The sequence below is a fragment of the Streptomyces huiliensis genome, from assembly GCF_020037025.1.
GTDB classification, from domain to species: domain Bacteria; phylum Actinomycetota; class Actinomycetes; order Streptomycetales; family Streptomycetaceae; genus Streptomyces; species Streptomyces huiliensis.
In genome coordinates this window covers 1-5,958 of record NZ_JAIQLH010000386.1, presented here as the reverse complement: position 1 = coordinate 5,958, position 5,958 = coordinate 1, and the positions used below count along the sequence as shown (strand labels likewise).

The following is a 5,958-nucleotide window of genomic DNA, read 5'->3' as shown; positions in this document are numbered from 1 at the left end:
AACGTCCTGCTCCATTGGGTCGGTGACGGAGGGAGGTGGTGGAGGGGGCGGCGGAGGGGGGTGGGCTGAATCAGGCGGCGCGGCGGCGCCCCCGCGCACCCACCCTACTGCTCATGTGGATCACGGTGCTCCCGCACCGCCCCCCACCACGGCCTCCCCCGGGTCGCCCGCCGCACCGCCCGGCGGCGCCGGGCGCGGGGCGAGTGACGCGGTCTCGCCGGTGTCCCCCAGCCGCAGCAGGTACGGCCGCAGGGGCGTGTAACGGATCACCGTGAGGGAGCACGGGTCGACGGCGATCCGCTGGAACTGGTCGAGGTGCAGCCCGAGCGCGTCGGCGACGACCGCCTTGATCGGATCGCCGTGCGAGCACATGGCGTAGACGGCGTCGGGCCCGTGCTCGCGCTCGATCCGGTCGTTCCAGTCGCGGACCGCGTCCACGGCGCGGGCCTGCATCGCGCGTAGGGATTCGCCGCCGGGGAAGGAGGCGGCGGAGGGGTGCCGCTGCACGACGGTCATCAGCGGCTCGTCGTACAGCTCGGCGAGCTTCCGGCCGGACCAGTCGCCGTAGTGGCACTCGCCGATCCGCTCGTCCGTGTGCGAGGGCAGCTCCGGGCGGGCGGCGAGCAGGGGGGCCACGGTCTCCTGGCAGCGCTGGAGGGGACTGGTGACGAGAGCGGCGAGCGGGACGTCCCGCAGACGGTCCGGGAGGGCCACGGCCTGGGCGGTACCCCGCTCGTCCAGGGCGACGCCCGGGGTCCATCCCGCCAGCACGCCGCCGGTGTTGGCGGTGGACCGGCCGTGCCGGACCAGGATCAGGGTGGGCATGTCCGCCAGCCTACGACGGCCCTCCGGCGACACCGACGGCGGTGCGGACGGCGGTGCGGACGGCGGACCGCACCCGTGGAAGCCCCAGGGAAGGGAGAATGCCCCGCGTGATCGTGGACTGTGCCATCTACCGGAACGGGCGCCGCACGGACGGCCCGGCCGACTTCTCCGACGCGCTCGACCAGGCGCGCGCCGACGGCGACGCCTTCCTCTGGATCGGCCTGCACGAGCCTACGGAGAGCGAGTTCTCCCTGGTCACCAGCGAGTTCGGGCTCCACCCGCTGGCCGTGGAGGACGCCCTCAAGGCACATCAGCGGCCCAAGCTGGAGGTGTACGCCGACTCGCTGTTCGTCGTGCTCAAGCCCGTCGTCTACGACGACCACGCGGACACCGTGAGCACCGGCGAGCTGATGATGTTCCTCGGCGACTCCTTCGTGGTCACGGTCCGGCACGGCGTCGGCAACCCGCTGACCGAGCTCCGGGCCCGCCTGGAGGACCAGCCGGACCTGCTGCGCTGCGGGCCGACGTCCGTGCTGTACGCGGTGAGCGACGCGGTCGTGGACCACTACACGGAGGTGTCCGGGCTGCTCCAGGCCGACCTGGACGAGCTGGAGGCCGAGGTGTTCGCGCCGCTGGGCATCGACAACAAGAACATCGCGTCCCGGATCTACGCGTTCAAGCGGCAGGTGGTGGAGTTCCGGCGGGCCACCGTGCCGCTGGCCGAGCCGGTGGCCCGGCTGGCGGGCGCCGGACTGCCGTTCGTCAACGAGGAGGCGCGGCCGTTCTTCCGCGACGTCGGCGACCACCTGTCCCGGGCGAACGAGGCGGTGGAGCAGCTGGACCGGCTGCTGTCCGACATCCTCTCCGCCCACCTGGCGCAGATGGGCGTGCAGCAGAACGACGACATGCGGAAGATCTCGGCCTGGGCGGCGATGGCGGCGGCCCCGACGATGATCGCCGGGGTGTTCGGGATGAACTTCGACCACATGCCGGAGCTGCGGCAGGTGTGGGGCTATCCGGCGGCGTTGGTGCTGATGGTGGGCGTGGTGGTGCTGCTGTATCGGCTGTTCAAGCGGCGGGGGTGGCTGTAGGCGGAGTGGCTGTAGGCGGGGATGGCTGTAGGCGGGGATGGCTGTAAAGGGCCGCTGAAGGCTCAGGCGAACTCCGGCGCCGCCTCCACCGCCCCGCTCCCCAGCGCGTCCCGCCGCTCCGGCATCCGCAGGGAGACCATCCGCCGCCGGCCGCCCAGCCGTTCCGCCGCGTACAGCGCGTGGACGCCCGCCGCGAGGGCGGCCGACTTGGCGCGCGGCCAGCCCAGCAGGCGGCCCATCCGCCCCATGACGGCGAGGCCGACGTCCCGGTGGACGGCGGTCTCCGCGCGGGCGGCCTCGCGCAGCAGGGTGTGGATCGTCCGGCCGTGCCCGGCGGCGGCGAGCCGCAGCAGTTCCTCGTGGCAGTACGCGAGGTGGTTGGTCTCGTCGTGGCTGATCATCCGGAGGGCCTGGCCGATCTCGGGGTGGTCGCCGAAGTGGTGGGTGAGCATCCGCATCTGGTCGGCGGCCCGCTGCTCGGTGACCCGGCTGTGCGCCAGGTACGCGATGACGTCCCGCACGGTCAGCGGCTCGTCCGCCCGCAGCTTGGCGTGCGGCAGGCCGATGCCGCGGCGTTCGAGGAGCATCGTGTAGTCGGTCTCCGGGGGCACCTCGACGGGCTCCAGGCCGCGTCTGCGCAGCAGGGCCAGGAAGATCCGGCCGTGCTTGTCCTCGTCCGCGCCATGCCGGGCGATCTTGGGGGCGAGGGCGCGGAGGCTCTCGGGCACCAGGGCGGCGATGCGGCCGTTCTCCCAGCCGCCCTGTGCCTCGCCGCTCGCGGCGATGGAGCAGAACAGGCGGTACGCCTGGTCGTCGTCGAGGATCTCCTGGAACAGACTTCCGGCCGTGAGCATGGCCCTCACCTCCGCGGGAACCCTCCGTGGCAGCCCCGTGGCGGCCCGCGGAAACCCGTGGGAACCAGTCAAGGTCCCCGCCGAGGGGGGCGCCAGCCAGGGGGCGGCGGGCGCTCGGCCGAACGGGCGAGGCCCGGCGCGCGCCCCGGGCGCCCCCGCCGCGTAACCCGGCGGGCGTACGGGCGTTGAGCCCGGTGCCGGCCGTGGCGGGGAAGACCCCCGAGCCCCCACCACGGCCGCGGACCCTCGCGCCGGCGGCGGCGTCAGGCGAGCCCGGCGTCAGGCGAATCCGGCGTCAGGCGAGCCCGGCCCGCTCCATGGCCTCGACGCCGGCCCGCAGCCCGGCGATCCGCTCCTCCAGCGTGAAGCCCGAGGGGGTCAGGGACAGCGTGGTGACGCCGGCCTCGGCGTAGGCGCGCATCCGGTCGGAGATCCGCTCCACCGAGCCGAGCAGCGACGTCGAGTCGATCAGCTGCTGCGGGACGGCCGCGGCGGCGCCCTTCTTGTCTCCGGAGAGGTACTTCTCCTGGATCTCGGCGGCCTCCTTCTCGTAGCCCATGCGGACCGCGAGCCGGTTGTAGAAGTTCTGCTTGGCACTGCCCATGCCGCCGACGTACAGCGCGGTGTACGGCCGGAAGGTGTCGGCGAGGGCGGCGACGTCGTCGCCGAGGGCGAGCGGGACGGTCGGGACGAGGTCGAAGCCGTCCATGTCCTTGCCGGCCTTGGCGCGGCCGGCGCGGATCGAGCCGAGGGTGGTCTCCTCGGCAAGCTCGGGGGCGAAGAAGAGGACGAGGGCGCCGTCGGCGATCTCGCCGGTCTGCTCCAGGTTCTTGGGGCCGATGGCCGCGATGTAGAGCGGGATCTCCTCGCGCACCGGGTGCACGGTCAGCTTGATCGGCTTGCCCGGGCCGCCGGGCAGCGGCAGCGTCCAGTGCTCGCCCTCGTGCGTCAGGCGCTCGCGGGACATGGCCTTGCGGACGATCTCGACGTACTCGCGGGTGCGGGCGAGCGGCTTGTCGAACTTCACGCCGTACCAGCCCTCGGAGACCTGCGGGCCGGAGACGCCGAGGCCGAGCCGGAACCGGCCGCCGGAGAGCGAGTCGAGGGTGGCGGCGGTCATGGCCGTCATGGCGGGGGTGCGGGCGGGGATCTGGAAGATCGCCGAACCGACGTCGATCCGCTCGGTCTGCGCGGCGACCCAGGACAGCACGGTGGGCGCGTCGGAGCCGTACGCCTCCGCCGCCCAGCAGACGGCGTAGCCGAGGCGGTCCGCCTCCTTGGCGACCGCGAGATTGTCCGCGTCCATCCCGGCGCCCCAGTAGCCGAGGTTGATTCCGAGCCGCATCCCGCTCTCCCTACCCATCAGTAACGTCGTCGTCGCGGGGACTCTAGCGCGCCGACCCCTGGTCCGTCACCGGTCGCTTCGGCGCGGGACGTCCCCCTCCCGGCCGATACGCTCACCGGTCATGGAGCAAAGGCATGTCGGCCGCACGGGCCTGCGCGTCTCCCGGATCGGACTCGGCACGCTCACCTGGGGGCGGGACACGGACGAGCAGGAGGCCGGCGAGCAGCTTCGGGTCTTCCACGAGGCGGGCGGGACGCTCGTGGACACGGCGGACGTGTACGCGGGCGGCGCCGCCGAGTACCTCCTCGGCCGGCTCCTCGACACGGCCGTCCCGCGCCGCGACCTCGTCCTGGCGACGAAGGCCGGCAGCGTCCTCGACCCCGGCCGCCACCGCGTCGACACCTCGCGCGGCCACCTGCTCGCCGCCCTCGACGCCTCCCTCGCCCGCCTCGGCACCGACCACGTCGACCTCTGGCAGCTGCACGCCTTCGACCCGGGCACGCCGCTGGAGGAGACCCTCCACGCCGTCGACACCGCCGTCGCCAGCGGCCGTGTCCGGTACGCCGGCGTCTCGAACTTCTGCGGCTGGCAGCTCGCCAAGGCCGCGACCTGGCAGCTGGCCGCGCCGGGGACGCGCACCCGGCTGGCGAGCACGCAGATGGAGTACTCGCTCCTCCAGCGCGGCATCGAACGCGAGGTGCTGCCCGCCGCGCTCGACCTCGGCATCGGCGTCCTCCCCTCCTCCCCGCTGGGCCGGGGCGTGCTCACCGGCAAGTACCGCCGCGCGACGCCCGCCGACTCCCGGGGCGCCTCCGAACACCTCGCGCCCTTCGTCGCCCCCTACCTGGAGGAGCCCGCGCGCCGCATCGTCGACGCCGTCGCCACGGCCGCCGACGGCCTCGCCACGACCCCCCTCCGGATCGCCCTCGCCTGGGTCCGCGACCGCCCAGGCGTCACCGCCCCGATCGTCGGCGCCCGCACGGCGGCGCAGCTCAGGGCGGCGTTGTCAGTGGAAGCCCTTACGCTTCCGGACGAGATCTGCCAAGCGCTCGACGACGTGTCGGCGCCGGTGCACCGCTACCCCGACCAGGACTGGAGCGAGCTGTGAACACGGACCGCCTCGACGGCGAGGCCGCCCCCGCGGCCACGAACGGGACGCCGTCCGCGACACCGGACCCGACGCCGGGGGCGGGCCCCGCGGCGGACGGGGGCCTGGAACCGGGCGCGAGCGCGGCGGGTTCCCCAGGAGACGGCGCATCGGCGGCCGGGGGCACGGAGCCGGGTACGGGCGCGCCGGGTCCGCTGGAGGGCGGCGCCCCCGCGGCCGAGGGCGCCCCGCCTGGCGCGGGCGCGCCGGAGGGCGGGGACGGGGTGGACGGGGACGCCCCGCAGGCGTCCGCCGATGACACCGCGAGCGCCGACGGTACGGAACCCGACGGTGCGGACCCCGGAGGTGCGGAGAAGGCCGCCGCCCCGGCGGCCGGGGCGGAGTCCACCGCTGCGGACACCTCGGCCGTTCCGGCCCAGGGTCGGGCGGACGCGGGTCCCGCGGACGGCCCCGTACCCCCGTCCGCGGCGGACGGGACGGAGTCCCCCGAAGCGGTCGTCGCCACCGCACCGGCACCGCGCGCCGAAGACACCGCGGCGGAAGGGGCCGGCGCGGCCTCGGGCCGCGCGCCCGGCGCGCCGGGAGACGTACCGACCGGTGGGCATGCAGCCGACGCGACGGCGGACGGGGCCCCGGGCGCGCCGAGCGTTCGCCCGGGCTCCGACGCGGTCCCGGGGGACGCGGCGGATGGCACGGCCGGTGACGCCGGAGGCGGCCGGACCGGCCGGGAGCCGG

At 74.9% G+C, this 5,958-nt stretch carries 5 protein-coding genes and 1 pseudogene; 3 read left to right on the top strand and 3 right to left on the bottom strand.

Translation table 11 applies throughout. The features are described 5' to 3' along the window. Positions 1 to 120: 120 nt before the first annotated feature. Positions 121 to 825, bottom strand: a complete 705-nt coding sequence (locus JNW98_RS33845; protein WP_223772123.1) for a histidine phosphatase family protein — start codon at positions 823 to 825, stop codon at positions 121 to 123. A 98-nt stretch (positions 826 to 923) separates the two neighbouring features. On the opposite strand from JNW98_RS33845, the gene JNW98_RS33840 reads away from it, so the two are divergent. Next, positions 924 to 1,916, top strand: a complete 993-nt coding sequence (locus JNW98_RS33840) for a magnesium and cobalt transport protein CorA (RefSeq protein WP_223772122.1) — start codon at positions 924 to 926, stop codon at positions 1,914 to 1,916. Positions 1,917 to 1,978: 62 nt separating this feature from the next. Here JNW98_RS33840 and JNW98_RS33835 read toward each other — a convergent pair whose 3' ends face one another. After that, positions 1,979 to 2,770 (bottom strand): ferritin-like domain-containing protein, encoded by a 792-nt coding sequence (locus JNW98_RS33835; protein WP_223772121.1) that lies wholly within the window; start codon positions 2,768 to 2,770, stop codon positions 1,979 to 1,981. Between the two features lie 295 nt (positions 2,771 to 3,065). After that, positions 3,066 to 4,115, bottom strand: coding sequence for an LLM class F420-dependent oxidoreductase (locus JNW98_RS33830; RefSeq protein ID WP_223772120.1), 1,050 nt, complete (start codon positions 4,113 to 4,115; stop codon positions 3,066 to 3,068). 121 nt (positions 4,116 to 4,236) lie between these two features. On the opposite strand from JNW98_RS33830, the gene JNW98_RS33825 reads away from it, so the two are divergent. Both JNW98_RS33825 and JNW98_RS33820 read left to right on the top strand, forming a co-directional pair. Then, a complete protein-coding gene (locus JNW98_RS33825) occupies positions 4,237 to 5,223 on the top strand; it encodes an aldo/keto reductase (protein WP_223772119.1) in 987 nt (328 codons plus the stop codon). After that, a pseudogene (locus JNW98_RS33820) lies at positions 5,220 to 5,958 on the top strand (hypothetical protein); the annotation flags it as partial. The gene JNW98_RS33825 and the pseudogene JNW98_RS33820, both read left to right, overlap by 4 nt.